This is a genomic window from Sphingomonas sp., assembly GCF_023266535.1.
Classification (GTDB): Bacteria; Pseudomonadota; Alphaproteobacteria; order Sphingomonadales; family Sphingomonadaceae; genus Sphingomicrobium.
In genome coordinates this window covers 26,534-39,702 of record NZ_JAHFPY010000006.1, presented here as the reverse complement: position 1 = coordinate 39,702, position 13,169 = coordinate 26,534, and the positions used below count along the sequence as shown (strand labels likewise).

Here is a 13,169-nt window from a genome sequence, read left to right as displayed (position 1 = left end):
AGATGATCCGTTGGATTGCCCGTGCCGTAGGCGCCGCATTCGTCCTCGCCGTGCTGTGGGCGTTCGGCACGACCCTCATCACCAACCTCAAGTCGCCGCCCGCGGCGACCGCCGAGCAAGGATATCATCGCGAACCGAAGGAAGTGGAGTTTGCCTCGGACGGGCCGATGGGCAAGTTCGACAAGCAGCAGCTCCAGCGCGGCTTCCAGGTCTATAAGGAAGTTTGCTCGGGCTGCCACAGCCTGACCCGCGTCGCGTTCCGTGACCTCAGCCAGCTCGGTTATGAAGAGGCCGAGGTAAAGGCGATTGCCAACCAGTGGCAGGTCGAGGTTCCCTCGGTGAACCCGGACACCGGTGAGCCGGCGACCCGCAAGGCGGTTCCGTCCGATCACTTCCCGTCGCCTTACGCCAATGAGACGGCGGCGCGCGCGGCCAACAACAATGCGTTGCCGCCCGACCTGTCGCTGATGGCCAAGGCGCGCGAAGGCGGACCGCAGTACATTTACTCGATCCTGACCGGTTACCAGAACCAGCCGGCGGAACTCGTGAAGAAGTTCCCGGGGTCGAAGACCGCGCCGGGACTGCACTACAACCCCTATTTCGCGAACCTCAACATCGCCATGCCGCAGCCGCTGACCAGCGAGGGCCAGGTGGTCTATGCTCCGGGCAACCCCAAGCCGACGGTCGACCAGATGGCCAGGGACGTGTCAGCGTTCCTGGTGTGGACGGCCGAGCCCAATTTGCAGGGCCGCCACAAGAGCGGCTTCGCGGTACTGGCCTTCCTGATCGTCGCGACCATCCTCGCGTACCTCAGCTACCAGAACATCTGGGCCGGCGTGAAGGGCAAGAAGGGCGCCCCGCAACCTGCGCCGGCGCCCGCCGTCGCCACCAAGCGCAAACGGGCCAGCAAGAAAGCCGGGATCGACGAGTAAATTGCTCCTCCCCCATCGGGGGAGGTGGCAGTCCCTTGGACTGACGGAGGGGGTTATGCGGCTTGCAAGAATCCCCCTTCGCCGTCACGCGATGACGGCACTTCCCCCGGCGGGGGAAGAGCAATGACCGTTGACCTGAAATCCCTCGTCCGCACCATCCCGGACTTTCCCAGGCCGGGCATCCAGTTCCGCGACATCACCACGCTGCTGCTCGACAGCAGCGGCCTGGCGCGCACCATCGTTGCGCTGGCCGAGACGGTCGAGGGCCCGGTCGACCTTGTCGCGGCGATCGAGGCGCGCGGCTTCGCCATCGGCGGAGCGCTGGCGGTCAGGCTCGGCGCGGGGCTGCTGCTGATCCGCAAGGACGGCAAGCTGCCCGGCGCGACCATCGCCGAGGATTATGCGCTCGAATATGGCAGCGACCGGCTGGCGATGCATGTCGACGCCTGCGCGCCCGGCGCGCGGGTGCTGATCGTCGACGATTTGCTGGCGACCGGCGGCACGGCGCTGGCCGCGGCGCGGCTGATCAGGCGGGCAGGGGGCGAGATCGCTGGCGCCCGCTTCGTCATCGACCTGCCCGACCTGGGCGGCGCCAGGGCGCTCGCCGAGGCCGGGATCGAGGCGGTCAGCCTGTTAGAATTTGCGGGCGATTAAGCGTCCGTTTCGGGCCGCCGCAGCATCATCACGATCGATATGAAGCGCATCACCGGGGCATCGTCCTGGTTGGTGATGGTGTTCTGGCTGCGAATGACGCCGATGTTGGGTTTGGACCGCGACGGGATGGTCTCGATCACCTCGCCGCGCACCGTCAGCCGGTCGCCCGGATAAACCGGCTTCAGCCAGCGCAGTTCGTCGATGCCCGGAGAGCCGAGGCCCGCCTGCTCGGTCTCGACCACATGGCGGGCAATCACCGCCATCGTCATCGCGCAGGTGTGCCAGCCCGATGCGGCGAGCCTCCCGAAGTGGGTCTTGGCGGCTTCCTCATCGCTGAGGTGGAACGGCTGCGGGTCATATTTGCGCGCGAACTCGAGTACTTCCTCGCGGGTCACATCATAATGGCCGAACAGGGTCCCGTCGCCGACGTGGATGTCATCGAAATAGATCATGCGCATCCTCTGGCGGTTTTGCTTCGCCAAAGAAAGTGGCAAAATGAAACTTTCTACGGCGCTTGGCGAGCCGATGAAACGCGGGCTACTGACGCACTGTGAGCAACCCACAAAGTCATCGCTGGCATCCGCGGCTGGTCGAGGCGGCGATCGCGCTGCACGACAACCAGCTCGATGTCGCCGAGCGGTTGTTGAAGCCGCATCTCAAGGAGGATCCGTTCGACGTCGCCGCGATCCGCATGCTGGCCGAGCTGGCGGCGCGGATCGGGCGTTGGCGCGACGCCGAAAGCCTGTTGCGGCGGGCGGTCGAGCTGGCGCCCGGATTTACCGCGGCGCGGGCCAATCTCGCTTTGGTGCTCGGCCGCATGGGACGCCCGGCAGAGGCCATCGACTTGATGGACGACGTCCTGGCCGCGGAGCCGGACGATCCCGGCCACTGGAACCTGAAGGCGGCGACGCTGGGACGCCTGGGCGATTTCGACCAGGCGATTAGTCTGTACGAGGACGTGCTCAAACGCTCGCCGCGGCAGCCGCGCGTCCTTTTGAGCTATGGCCACTTGCTGAAGACCGTCGGCCGCCAGGCGGAGGGAGTCGCGGCGTATCGCAAGTCGATCGCGCTCAAGCCGGCCCTCGGTGAGGCATGGTGGAGCCTCGCCAATTTGAAGACCGTCAAGTTCGACGAGGCCGATATCGCCGCAATGCAGGCCGGGCTGGAACGCACGGACCTGGATGACGACGATCGGCTGCAGCTCGAATTTGCGCTCGGCAAGGCGATGCATGACGCCGGGCGGTCCGACGAAGCGTTCGCCCATTATGCGGCCGGTAATGCCATTCGGGTGAAACTGGTGCCGCATGATGCGGCGAAGATCAGCCGGACCGTTACCCGCTGCATCGAGCAATTTACCGCCTCCGCCTTTGCCGAGCGCGCCGGCGGCTATGAGGCGCCCGATCCGATCTTCATCGTCGGGATGCCGCGCGCCGGATCGACCTTGGTCGAGCAGATCCTGTCGTCCCATTCGCTGGTCGAAGGCACGTCCGAACTCGCCGACATTCCCACGCTGGCCCAGGCCATTGGACGCTATCCGGCCGATGTCCTCAAACTGACCGCAGCCGAGCGGCTCGAGCTGGGAGAAAAATATCTCAAGCAGACCAGCGTGCAGCGCCGGACCGATCGTCCCTTCTTCATCGACAAGCTGCCCAACAACTGGCTGTTCGTGCCATTCATCCGGCTGATCCTGCCCAACGCCAGGATCATCGATGCCAGGCGCCATCCGCTCGGCTGTTGCTTCTCCAACTTCCGCCAGCATTTCGCCCGCGGCCAGGCCTTCACCTACGACCTCGCCGAGGTCGGAACCTATTATGCCGACTATGTGCGATTGATGGCGCATATCGACACGGTGCTGCCCGGCAAGGTTCACCGCGTGATCTATGAGCGCATGGTCGACGACACCGAGGCGGAAATCCGCGCGCTGCTCGATTATTGCGGCCTCGAGTTCGAACCGGCCTGCCTAGCGTTTCACGAAAACGAGCGCGCGGTTCGCACACCAAGTTCCGAACAAGTGCGCCAGCCGATCTATCGCGACGCGACCGAGGAATGGCAGCGCTACGAACATCATCTCGATCCGCTGAAGCAGGCCCTGGGAGAGGTGCTTGAGGCCTATCCGGGGGTCCCCGCGTCGTTTTTGCAACGCTAGGCCGTTAATTCGCCGGTTCAGTGCGTCCCCGCAACGGATAGCCGTTGACAAGTTGCAATGCCCGTGCCGCTATCGCGTCACATAAGTCTCAAGGGGGCATTGATGACTGACCGGACTGCTTTTGGCCGCGCTCTTACGCTGGGGTTGCTTGCCAGCACCGCCTTTACCCAACCGGCATTTGCCCAGGATACGGGCGCCGCGCCCGCCCCGGCAACCCAGCCAGCTCCGGCTGCAACCAGCGACGACAATGACAATGTGATCGTCGTTACCGCGACCAAACGCGAGGAAAATCTCCAGGACGTTCCAATCAGCGTCCAGGCCATCGGCACCAAGCGGCTCGACCAGCTGAACATCTCCAATTTCCAGGATTATACCAAGCAGCTGCCGTCGGTCAGTTTCCAGACCGCGCAGCCGGGTGTCACCGTGGTCTATATGCGCGGCGTCGCGACCGGCGGCGACGGCAACCACTCGGGCTCACTACCCTCTGTCGGCTCCTACCTCGACGAACAGCCGATCACGACGATTGGCGGCACGCTCGACGTCCATATTTATGACATCGCCCGGATCGAGAGCCTCGCCGGCCCGCAGGGCACGCTGTACGGCGCATCGAGCGAAGCGGGCACGATCCGCATCATCACCAACAAGCCGGAGCTGGGTGTCACGTCCGGCCGGATCGACGGCGAAATCAACACGCTCACGGGCGGCGATCGGGGCGGCAAGCTGGAGGGCATGATCAACCTGCCGCTGGCGGACCGCGTTGCGTTCCGCGCCGCTGCCTTCTATCAGAAGGATGCGGGCTTTATCGATAACATCCACGGCGAGCGCACTTACTATGCCGTGGAAGATGTCGACGGCGACGACGTTCCAAACCTCACCGTCACGAACACCGGCCTGGAGAAGAAGAATTTCAACGATCTGACGACCTGGGGTGGCCGGGCTGCGCTGAAGGTCGATCTAGACGACAATTGGACGGCAACGCCGACCTTGATGTTCCAGAAGATGCGCGCCAACGGCGTTTTCTTCTACGATCCCGACCTCGGCGAGGACAAGATCGATCGCTTCCGCGACGACTTCCGCTCGGACAAATTCTGGCAGGCGGCGCTGACCATCCAGGGCAAGATCGCGAATTTCGATGTGACCTACGCCGGCGCCTACATGGATCGCAGGACGTACACGCTGAGCGACTACGCCGATTACGCCGACGCCTACGAACAGCTCTATGCCGACTATTATGGCGGCCTCTACGGCCGCGGCCTCCAATATTTCTACTATTTGGACAACGCGGGCAATCGCTCGATCAACCCGCAGCAGTTCATCATCGGCACCGACCACTTCAGGAAATTGAGCCAGGAACTGCGCATCGCTTCACCCGCGGACAAGCCGTTCCGCGTGATCGCCGGCGCTTTCTATCAGCGGCAGTCGAACCTTATCCACCAGGATTATAAGGTCGATGGCCTTGGCGACTTTGTCTCGGTAAACGGACTTCCCGGAACGCTCTGGCTGACCCAGCAAAAGCGCGTCGACAAGGACTATGCGCTGTTCGGCGAAGCGAGCTACGACGTGACACCGCAGATCACGCTGACTGCCGGCGGGCGATGGTACAAGTTCGACAACAGCCTGATCGGCTTCTTCGGATTCGGCCGGAATCCGGGCGATGGCGGGGCCGGGCCATACTCTGCCTTCCCGCGCAACGCCGCGGGCAGCAACCGCACGGGCGTCGCGCAATGCTGGACCGTGAGCGGCGAGCGCCTCTACGATCGCGATACCAATACCTATGCGACCGATCGTACACTCCTGCCGCCGGTGGTCTCGGGGAGTCCCTGTACCAACCTGGCGGATTTCGTTGACGGCAAGCTTGTGCCCAAGCGGGTCAAGGACAGCGGTGTCATCTATCGCTTCAACGCGACCTGGAAGCCCTCCGATGACTTGCTGTTCTACGCGACCTGGTCGCGCGGCTTCCGGCCCGGCGGCATCAACCGGCGCGGCGACATTGCGCCTTACGATGCCGACTTCCTCAACAATTATGAGCTTGGCTGGAAGACCACGCTTGGACCAGTGCGGTGGAATGGTGCCGTCTATCATCAGCTCTGGAAGAAGTTCCAGTTCAGCTTCCTCGGGCAGAACAGCTTTACCGAGATCCACAACGGCAAGGACGCCAGGATCAACGGCATCGAGACCGATCTTTCCTACAGCAAGAACGGATTGTCGCTGACGGCGGCGGCCGCCTACACCGACGCCAAATCCAAGGGCGATATTTGCGGATCGAGTGAAGACCCGACGCCGCATTGCGATTTCAGCTTCATTTCGGTGCCGAGCGGCAGCCGCCTGCCGGTAACGCCGAAGTTCAAGGGGTCGGCCACGGCGCGCTACACCTGGCACGTGTTCAACGACGCCAAAGCCCACGTCCAGGGCGGCGTTGCCTACCAGGGCTCGGCACGGTCGTCGCTGCGCAGCCTCACCGCCATGTCCGGCGTCGGGCTCGACTGCTCCTCGCTCGGCTTCCCCACCTGCGATCCCAATTTGTGGCAGGGCCGGATCAAATCCTCGACCGTGGTCGACCTGTTCGCGGGGATCGATTGGACGAAGTGGAGCGCCGAACTTTATGTCACCAACGTGTTCGACAGCACCAACGAGCTGTCACGCGGCGTGAATTGCGGCAGCTGCACCCGGAGCTTCATCGTGCCGGGCCGGCCACGCACTCTCGGCCTCAGGGTTGGATATAAATATTAGCGGGGTGAGGTCATGACCGGCCGGCCGTTCACGCTGATTGCGGCCATCATCTTCGGGCTGATGGCGCTGGTCCATGTCTACCGGCTCATGACCGGGTTCCAGGTCGTGATCGGCACCCATGTTTTGGGCCAGGGATTGAGCTGGGTCGCGGTGGCGGTCGCCGCCGTGCTCAGCTTCGGCCTGTTCCGCGAGGCGATGCGCTAGTCCCTAGACGTTGAACTTGAAGTGGAGGACATCGCCGTCCTTCACCACATAGTCCTTGCCTTCCTGGCGTAGCTTGCCGGCGTCACGGGCGCCGGCCTCGCCGTTCAGGGCGATATAATCGTCATAGGCGATGGTTTCGGCGCGGATGAAGCCGCGTTCGAAATCGGTGTGGATTTCGCCGGCCGCCTGCGGGGCTTTCGAGCCCTTTTCGACCGTCCAGGCGCGCGCTTCCTTGGGCCCGACGGTGAAGAAGGTGATCAGGTGGAGCAGGTCGTAACCGGCGCGGATCACCCGGGCGAGCCCGGTTTCATGCAGGCCCATCTCCTCGAGGAAGGCGATGCGCTCGTCCATGTCCATGGTCACAAGATCGGCTTCGATTGCGGCTGAAACGATGACCGCGTTGGCGCCTTCCGACCTGGCCTTCTCGAACACACGCGCGGACTGGGCATTGCCTTCGGCGGCCTCGTCTTCGTTGACGTTGCACACATAGAGCACCGGCTTGGCGGTGATCAGCTGGGCCTGGCTGAACACCCGCGCTTCCTCGTCATCCTTGGGCCTGGTGAGCCGCGCCGGCTTGCCGTCGCGGAGCAGGTCCAGCGCCTGGCTCAGGACCGAGGCGGCGATCCTCGATTCCTTGTCGCCCTGCTGGCCGCGCTTGACCAAATTGGGGACGCGCTTCTCGAGGCTTTCGAGGTCGCTGAGCAGCAATTCGGTCTCGACCACTTCGGCATCGGCAATCGGGTCGACCTTGTTCGACACATGCTGGATGTCGTCATTTTCGAAGCAGCGCAGGACGTGGACGATGGCGTCGACCTCGCGGATGTTGCCGAGGAACTGGTTGCCGAGGCCCTCTCCCTGCGACGCGCCCTTCACCAGCCCGGCGATATCGACGAATGCCAGCTGGGTTGGAATGATCTTGGCCGAGCCGGCAATGGCGGCGAGCTTGTCAAGGCGCGGATCGGGCACCGCGACCTGGCCGACGTTGGGCTCGATCGTGCAAAATGGATAGTTGGCCGCCTGCGCCGCCTGCGTTTCGGTCAACGCATTGAAGAGGGTCGACTTGCCGACGTTCGGCAGGCCGACGATGCCGCATTTAAAGCCCATGGGTCGTCCTGAAGGGGAAAGGTTTGCGCCGCCCTTAGCCGCATGTTGGTGCTGCTGCCAAGAAGCGCACTGGAGAGTCGCTATGGCGCAGACTAAAACAACCCCGCAACAGCGGTCGTGAGGGGGAAAGCCATGACGAACTGCCTATCGAGAAGATCGCTAATTGGAGCAGCATCGGCAGGGGCGGCACTGGCGCTCGGCGGTGCTCCCGCTCTGGCGGAGTCACGGCCATGGCGAGCTTTGTTCGGTCCGGATCCGGGGATCGCCTGGTTGACGTACAACGAGAATCCCTACGGGCCGTCTCCCCGAGCGATCCAGGCGATGGCGGCGGCGGCGTCAAAGGGCTGCTATTATGCCGACGACGCGAGTGAGCGGCTGCGCGCGATGGTCGCTAAACGTTTCGGGCTCACCCCCGGTCATGCAGTCATCGGCAACGGCTCGACCGAGGTGCTGGGTGCAGCTGCGCTAGAATGGAGCAGGAGCGGCCCGATTGTCTGCCCGGAGCTGTTCTTTGACGAACCATTGCAGGTCGCCGCGCGTCATGGCGGCCGGCTGCTCAGAGTGCCACTGCGGCCGGACATGAATATCGATCTCGATGCGATGGCCGCTGCTGCTGCCACGAACAAGGCGTCGATGGTCTATCTGTGCAACCCCAACAACCCGACCGCCATGCTGGTCGATCCACAGGCTCTCCGCGCACTCTCATCGAAGTTGCCGAAGGAAACGGTCCTGCTGGTGGACGAGGCATATAATGAGCTCACCGATCAACCGGGGTCGAACTCGATGATCGACCTGGTGAAGGCGGGCGGTAACGTAATCGTCAGCCGGACCTTTTCGAAAATCTACGGGCTCGCGGGGCTCCGGATTGGCTATGCGCTTTCCACGCCTGCCAATGCCGAGCGGATACAGGGCAACATCATGACTGTCGATCTTGGCTCGGCCGCCTTGGCAGCCGCCATTGCATCGCTAAACGATGAGGCGTTCATGGCCTTCTCGAAGAACCGCATCCTCGAGGGCAGAGGTTTGATCCTGGATGCCGCCCGCAAGGCTGGGCTGGACGTGCTCCCCAGTCAGGCGAACTTCGTGTTTGTTCGGGTGCCTGACGCGAATGCCGTCAAGGCCCGCATGGCCGACCGTGGGATCATCATCCGCGGCGCCTATGGCAAGTGGAAGCAATGGTCGCGTGTCAGTACCGGGAAAATAGAGGACGTGCGTCGTTACGCAGCGGCGCTGCCGGCGGCCGTGAGAACCTAATTAGCGATGGAGCCGCACATCACGCGAAATTGAAGCTGATGCTGAGCCGGTCGGCCTTGGCGGTGCCTGGCAACACCTCATGGCGCAGCCAGCTTTCCCACAGCAGCAGCAAGCCGGCCTTGGGCTCGACCGCCACGAACGGGCGCAAATCCTCCGGCGCCTCGTCATGGCGAAGCGGCGCCGCCATCATCTGCGGCAGCCGCGGGTCTTCGAAGCGGATCGCGCCGCTTCCGTTGGGCGCTTCGACGTAAAAGGTGCCCGACAGGATCGAATGGGGGTGGATATGCCCGGCATGGTGACCGCCGGGCTTCAGCAAATTGACCCACAGGCTGTCGAGTTTCGGCTTCACGTCCCACGCCAGTTCCCTGGCGAAGGCCGCTGCGTGGCGATTGAGCAGCTTGCGCAGGTCGTCGAACGCCGGGTCGCGGCGCGGCAGGTCGTTGAGCGAGGCGTAGCTGGTATAGCCCTTATAGCCCTTGTCGCGGCTCCAGCGGCGCCCGGCCGCATCGTCTGCTGCAAGGACCCGGATCGAATGGGCCAGCTCGCCGAGCAGCGCGGCATCGTCGATGGTGGCCTGGTACAGGCGGGTGGCGAAAAGGGTACGGACGGGCATGGCAACCGCTTAGCCTCTTGCGCTTGAGCCCGCGAGGGGCTTTGAACCGGCAAAGCAGCCCGGGGGGATCAATTGGCGTTCAAGCTCCAATCCATCAGCGAACTTTTCCCGACACCGCTGCTGCAGTTCGAGGTTGAAGACGCCGCGAAGCTCAACAAGGCGCTGCTGGCGGAGATTGCCGCCCGGCAAAAGGTCGAGGGCGGGATGACCAAGAGCAATCGCAAGGGATGGCACAGCGAGCGCGACCTGTTCGACCGCAGGGAGCCCGCGCACGCGAAGCTGGCGCAACTGTTGCTCAGGATGATGGCGCGGGCCACCAAGGGCGTTGCCCCGGACACTGATTTCACCAACATCGAGCTGCTTGCCGACGGCTGGGTCAACGTCAATCCGCGCGGCGCCTACAACGCGCCGCATGATCATACCGGCGCTTTCTGGTCAGGCGTCTATTATGTGAAAGTGCCGAAAAAGGCCGGCGGCCAGAGCGGGGCGATCGAATTCCTTGCGCCGCACAAGCCGCTGATGGGCAAGGGGATCATCAACGCCCCGATTACCGCCGAAAAGGTGGTAATCCATCCGGAGGTTGGCACCGTGCTGATCTTCCCCTGTTCGCTGGTGCATTGGGTTCATCCCAACGACGATGACGATGATCGCGTGACGATCGCGTTCAACGGGCACTTCCGGCAGGGGCAGCCGAACCGGCTTGGAACGCAGCTTCCACCGCCTGCCTTGAACATTTTGGCGAAACCGCGCCGCTAGGCGTCGCCCAGCCGCCGGGCAACCTCGCTCATGAACCGGGCATCGTCGCCATCCGCCAGCCACTCGGCTTCGGCGGCAATCGCCCCCAACAGGTCGGATACAGGCTCCATCTCGGATTTGGCGTAGTTGCCGAGAACGTGCGGGGTGACCTTTTCCTTCTGGCCGGGGCCGGGGTGGCCGATGCCGATCCGCACGCGGCGGAAGTCGGGCCCCAGCGATGCGTTGATTGATCTGAGGCCATTATGGCCGGCAAGCCCGCCGCCGACCCGGACCTTGACCTTGAACGGCGCCAGGTCGAGCTCGTCGTGGAAGGCGGTGAGGGCGTCGACGTCGAGCTTGTGGAAGCGCAGCGCCTGTTGAACCGCGTCGCCGCTGTCGTTCATGAAAGTCTGCGGCTTCAGCAGCAGGATCTTGCGGCGGCCGATGCGGCCCTCGCTGGCCAGCGCGCGAAATTTCTTCTGCCACGGGCCAAAACCATGGACCTCGGCGATCGCATCGACGGCCATGAAGCCGACATTGTGGCGGTGCAGCGCATATTGCGCGCCCGGATTGCCGAGGCCTGCCCAAATCTGCATCGCGCGCGTCCTGCCAGCAAAAACGCCCACCCCGCAAGCGGGATGGGCGTCCTTGTTCGAATGGGTCGAAGAGAAGCCTAGGCTTCGTCGCCGCCCGCGGCGCCGGCATCGCCTTCGCCTTCAGCTGCTTCGTCACCGACGGTCGGGACTTCGCCCTCGGCCGCGGCCTCTTCTTCCTCGGCCTTCATCGCCGACGGAGCGACGATGGTGGCGACGGTGAAGTCGCGGTCGTCGATCGCCGGCTTGGTGCCCTCGGGGAGCTTGACCTCGCTGATGTGGATCGAATCGCCGATATCCAGCCCGTCGAGCGGGATGTGGATCTCGTCGGGAATGTGTGCCGCGCCGCAGATCAGTTCCAGCTCGTGCTGGACGACGTTGAGCACGCCGCCGCGCTTCAGGCCCGGCGAGGCCTCTTCGTTATCGAAGCGGACCGGGACGTTAACGTGCACCTTGCTGTGCTCGCCGACGCGCAGGAAATCGACATGGATCGGCCGGCTCGAAACCGGGTGGAAGTCGACCGCCTTGGGCAGGGTACGGGTCGCCTTGCCGCCGACATCGATCATGACGATCGAATTCATGAAGTGCCCCGTGTGGAGCATCTTGGTGAGAAGCTTCTCTTCGACATGGATCGAGAGAGGCTCCTTCTTCTCGCCGTACACCACGGCGGGGACCCGGCCATCGCGGCGCAGTGCACGGGAGGCTCCCTTGCCAGCCCGTTCGCGCGCTTCGGCGGGCAGCGTCAGCTGTTCGCTCATTTTCGCATTCCTTCTAGGTTTTCATGCTCCGCCACGCCTCCAGGGATGACCATGGGTGAGCAGCGCGCGCCTATACGGGCGCGACCCGAATTTGGCAAGGTTAGGGGTCAGCGACCTGGGGAGAGTTCGTTCAGCAGTCGATCAATTCGCTGGTCGAGGCTCAGCCTCGCTGCCCGATAGTCGTTTACGATTGACGGCAAATCCGTCCAATCGCGGGAGTGTTTCGGGACGTAGCCCGGAGGCAGCTTGTCGAAAAAGATGACCATGTCGGCCCGCTCGATGTCAGCGGCCGCAAGTTGCCGGAGCGGCTCGGCCGTTGGATCAATCCCTTCCGAAGCAAGCGACCGCCGGGTTTCCTCGGGCAAATGGCGCTCCGGCGTTATCCCGCGTGCCCTCACGTCTACCTTGATGCCCAGCTGCGCCGCGCGCCGTTTCAACAATTCCCGTGCGATCGGGCTTTTCACGCTGCCATACTGGCAAACAAACAGGATTTTCGTCGGGTGCGACGGTCGGGCTGCCCCCGTAACGGGATTGGCGATGGCGGCAGCAAGCAAGGCTGAAAGCAAGGTACGGCGATCAATCGGGGTCGGCATTCAGCCCCAATAGCACGACGCGGAACGAGTTAGACAGGCGTTAGCTGACCCGGGTCGCAGTGATGCCGCGCGCGGCGAGCCAGGACTGGACACTGTCCTTGCCGGCGAGATGGCCGGAACCGACCGCGACGAACACCACGCCCGGCTGCTGCAGCCGGTCGGAAATCCACTGGCCCCAGCGGGCGTTCGGCTGGGCGATCAGCGCGTCATAAACCAAAGGTGACTGATCCTTCAGCGACGTGACGACCTCCGCGAAGGCCGTGTCGCGGCCGCTGCGCCACGAATCGAACAGGCTGGCGACCGTTACGGGCCGGGGCGGTGCCGCGCGGTGCGCCGGCGCGACCGCAGCGGGAATGCTGGATAGCGCCTTTAGCTGGGTGCCAAAATCCTCCAGCCCCCTGACCCGCTTGCCACGCGCATCGGCGAGGCGGCGCAGCACGGCGTCGGTGCCGTCCCGGGCGGTCAAGCCCGATGCGCGTGCCTGCGACATGGCCGTGCGCACGCCGTTCATGAATGCGGACCGGTCAGCCGACGCCTGGGCGCCGATCCGCTTCACCTCGGCGGCGTCGGATGGCGGGACGGTCTCCAGCACGAGCTCATCGGCTTCGTCGAATGCCTTGCGGACCTGGTTGTCCATCCAAACCGTATGCCGGTCCACCGCGTGGAACGATCCAAACAGGTAGATGGTGGTATCCGCGTCGCGGATTTCCCACAGGGCCGGGGTGGCGCGGATGATCGAGGGGGCGGGGATGCGCGGCATCGGCTGGGTCTCGGCCAGCCCGGGCGTCGCGATCAGCAGCGCCATCGCGCCAACTCCAGCTTGGGCAAATCCTGTCCGTTTCACCTGCGACCC

General features: G+C 63.9%; 14 protein-coding genes. 7 read left to right on the top strand and 7 right to left on the bottom strand.

Features of this window, described 5'->3' with window-relative positions:
- Positions 1–2: 2 nt before the first annotated feature.
- Together Q0C64_RS01610 and Q0C64_RS01605 are read left to right on the top strand one after the other, a co-directional pair.
- The gene (locus Q0C64_RS01610; protein WP_294120349.1) at positions 3–932 is read left to right on the top strand and encodes a cytochrome c1; all 930 of its coding nucleotides are present in this window, start codon (positions 3–5) and stop codon (positions 930–932) included.
- A 123-nt stretch (positions 933–1,055) separates the two neighbouring features.
- Positions 1,056–1,586, top strand: coding sequence for an adenine phosphoribosyltransferase (locus tag Q0C64_RS01605; protein ID WP_294120348.1), 531 nt, complete (start codon positions 1,056–1,058; stop codon positions 1,584–1,586).
- Here the strand turns inward: Q0C64_RS01605 and Q0C64_RS01600 are convergent.
- Entirely contained in the window at positions 1,583–2,038 is a 456-nt protein-coding gene (locus Q0C64_RS01600; protein WP_294120347.1) for a MaoC family dehydratase, read from the bottom strand. The genes Q0C64_RS01605 and Q0C64_RS01600 overlap by 4 nt on opposite strands.
- Positions 2,039–2,136: 98 nt before the next feature.
- Here Q0C64_RS01600 and Q0C64_RS01595 point away from each other — a divergent pair, with 98 nt between their 5' ends.
- The 3 genes from Q0C64_RS01595 to Q0C64_RS01585 all read left to right on the top strand — a co-directional run bounded on the left by Q0C64_RS01595 (position 2,137) and on the right by Q0C64_RS01585 (position 6,666).
- Complete coding sequence (locus Q0C64_RS01595; RefSeq protein ID WP_294120346.1) at positions 2,137–3,732, top strand: tetratricopeptide repeat-containing sulfotransferase family protein; 1,596 nt, start codon at positions 2,137–2,139, stop codon at positions 3,730–3,732.
- 102 nt (positions 3,733–3,834) lie between these two features.
- The gene (locus Q0C64_RS01590; protein WP_294120345.1) at positions 3,835–6,462 is read left to right on the top strand and encodes a TonB-dependent receptor; all 2,628 of its coding nucleotides are present in this window, start codon (positions 3,835–3,837) and stop codon (positions 6,460–6,462) included.
- A gap of 12 nt (positions 6,463–6,474) precedes the next feature.
- Complete coding sequence (locus tag Q0C64_RS01585; protein ID WP_294120344.1) at positions 6,475–6,666, top strand: hypothetical protein; 192 nt, start codon at positions 6,475–6,477, stop codon at positions 6,664–6,666.
- A gap of 3 nt (positions 6,667–6,669) precedes the next feature.
- Here Q0C64_RS01585 and ychF read toward each other — a convergent pair whose 3' ends face one another.
- Positions 6,670–7,770, bottom strand: a complete 1,101-nt coding sequence (ychF, locus tag Q0C64_RS01580; protein WP_294120343.1) for a redox-regulated ATPase YchF — start codon at positions 7,768–7,770, stop codon at positions 6,670–6,672.
- A 132-nt stretch (positions 7,771–7,902) separates the two neighbouring features.
- Here ychF and Q0C64_RS01575 point away from each other — a divergent pair, with 132 nt between their 5' ends.
- Positions 7,903–9,024, top strand: a complete 1,122-nt coding sequence (locus Q0C64_RS01575) for a histidinol-phosphate transaminase (RefSeq protein ID WP_294120342.1) — start codon at positions 7,903–7,905, stop codon at positions 9,022–9,024.
- Positions 9,025–9,043: 19 nt separating this feature from the next.
- Here the strand turns inward: Q0C64_RS01575 and Q0C64_RS01570 are convergent, their stop codons facing one another.
- Positions 9,044–9,637: a TIGR02466 family protein gene (locus tag Q0C64_RS01570; RefSeq protein ID WP_294120340.1), complete on the bottom strand. Its 594-nt coding sequence runs from the start codon at positions 9,635–9,637 to the stop codon at positions 9,044–9,046.
- 72 nt (positions 9,638–9,709) lie between these two features.
- Between Q0C64_RS01570 and Q0C64_RS01565 the strand changes: the two genes are divergently transcribed.
- Complete coding sequence (locus Q0C64_RS01565; RefSeq protein ID WP_294120338.1) at positions 9,710–10,393, top strand: 2OG-Fe(II) oxygenase family protein; 684 nt, start codon at positions 9,710–9,712, stop codon at positions 10,391–10,393.
- Here the strand turns inward: Q0C64_RS01565 and pth are convergent.
- The 4 genes from pth to Q0C64_RS01545 all read right to left on the bottom strand — a co-directional run bounded on the left by pth (position 10,390) and on the right by Q0C64_RS01545 (position 13,121).
- Entirely contained in the window at positions 10,390–10,968 is a 579-nt protein-coding gene (gene pth, locus Q0C64_RS01560; protein ID WP_294120337.1) for an aminoacyl-tRNA hydrolase, read from the bottom strand. The two genes, Q0C64_RS01565 and pth, sit on opposite strands and share 4 nt — an antisense overlap.
- Before the next feature lie 77 nt (positions 10,969–11,045).
- Positions 11,046–11,723 carry a 50S ribosomal protein L25/general stress protein Ctc gene (locus tag Q0C64_RS01555; RefSeq protein WP_294120335.1) on the bottom strand — a complete coding sequence of 226 codons (678 nt, stop codon included), beginning with the start codon at positions 11,721–11,723 and terminating at the stop codon, positions 11,046–11,048.
- Positions 11,724–11,830: 107 nt separating this feature from the next.
- Complete coding sequence (locus tag Q0C64_RS01550) at positions 11,831–12,316, bottom strand: hypothetical protein (protein ID WP_294120333.1); 486 nt, start codon at positions 12,314–12,316, stop codon at positions 11,831–11,833.
- Between the two features lie 40 nt (positions 12,317–12,356).
- A complete protein-coding gene (locus tag Q0C64_RS01545; RefSeq protein WP_294120332.1) occupies positions 12,357–13,121 on the bottom strand; it encodes a TraB/GumN family protein in 765 nt (254 codons plus the stop codon).
- Positions 13,122–13,169: the final 48 nt, after the last annotated feature.